This is a genomic window from Acidovorax sp. sif0632, assembly GCF_019218805.1.
GTDB lineage: Bacteria > Pseudomonadota > Gammaproteobacteria > Burkholderiales > Burkholderiaceae_C > Acidovorax > Acidovorax facilis.
This window is the reverse complement of record NZ_JAHUWW010000017.1, coordinates 1-1169: the sequence shown is the minus strand read 5'-3', so window position 1 is coordinate 1169 and position 1169 is coordinate 1. Positions and strand designations below refer to the sequence as shown.

Genomic DNA, 1169 nt, shown 5'->3' with positions numbered 1-1169 from the left:
AATTAAGCAATGATCTTGGCCACGACGCCAGCGCCCACGGTACGGCCGCCTTCGCGGATAGCGAAGCGCAGACCTTCTTCCATGGCGATGGGGTTGATCAGCTTCACAGTGATCGACACGTTGTCACCAGGCATGACCATTTCCTTGTCGGCTGGCAGCTCGATGGCGCCAGTCACGTCGGTCGTGCGGAAGTAGAACTGAGGACGGTAGTTGTTGAAGAAAGGCGTGTGACGGCCACCTTCGTCCTTGGACAGAACGTACACCTCAGCCGTGAAGTGGGTGTGGGGCTTGATCGAGCCGGGCTTGCACAGCACTTGGCCGCGTTCCACGTCTTCGCGCTTGGTGCCGCGCAGCAGCAGGCCGACGTTGTCGCCAGCTTGGCCTTGGTCCAGCAGCTTGCGGAACATTTCCACGCCGGTGCAGATGGTTTTTTGCGTGTCGCGGATACCGACAATTTCGATTTCTTCGCCGACCTTGATGATGCCGCGCTCAACGCGACCGGTCACCACGGTGCCACGGCCGGAGATGGAGAACACGTCTTCCACGGGCATCAGGAAGGCACCGTCCACAGCGCGCTCTGGCGTGGGGATGTAGGTGTCCAGCGCTTCAGCCAGCTTCATGATGGCTTCTTCACCCAGCTTGCCCTTGTCGCCTTCCAGGGCGAGCTTGGCGGAACCACGGATGATGGGGGTGTCGTCGCCTGGGAAGTCGTACTTGTCCAGGAGTTCGCGCACTTCCATTTCGACGAGTTCGAGCAGTTCTTCGTCGTCCACCATGTCGCACTTGTTCAGGAACACGATGATGTAAGGCACGCCCACTTGGCGGGCCAGCAGGATGTGCTCGCGGGTCTGGGGCATGGGGCCGTCAGCAGCCGAGCACACCAGGATAGCGCCGTCCATCTGGGCTGCGCCGGTGATCATGTTCTTCACATAGTCGGCGTGACCAGGGCAGTCCACGTGGGCGTAGTGGCGGTTGGCCGTTTCGTATTCCACGTGGGCGGTGTTGATCGTGATACCGCGGGCCTTTTCTTCGGGCGCTGCATCGATCTGGTCGTATGCCTTGGCTTCACCGCCGAACTTGGCGGACAGCACGGTAGCGATGGCTGCCGTCAGCGTCGTCTTGCCATGGTCCACGTGGCCGATTGTGCCCACGTTGACGTGAGGCTTGGT

Annotated in this window: 1 protein-coding gene; it reads right to left on the bottom strand. The window is 60.9% G+C overall.

Annotated elements, in window-relative coordinates:
* Positions 1–2: 2 nt before the first annotated feature.
* The coding region (gene tuf, locus KW832_RS25555; RefSeq protein WP_218298114.1) for an elongation factor Tu at positions 3–1169 on the bottom strand (1167 nt) is incomplete at its 5' end.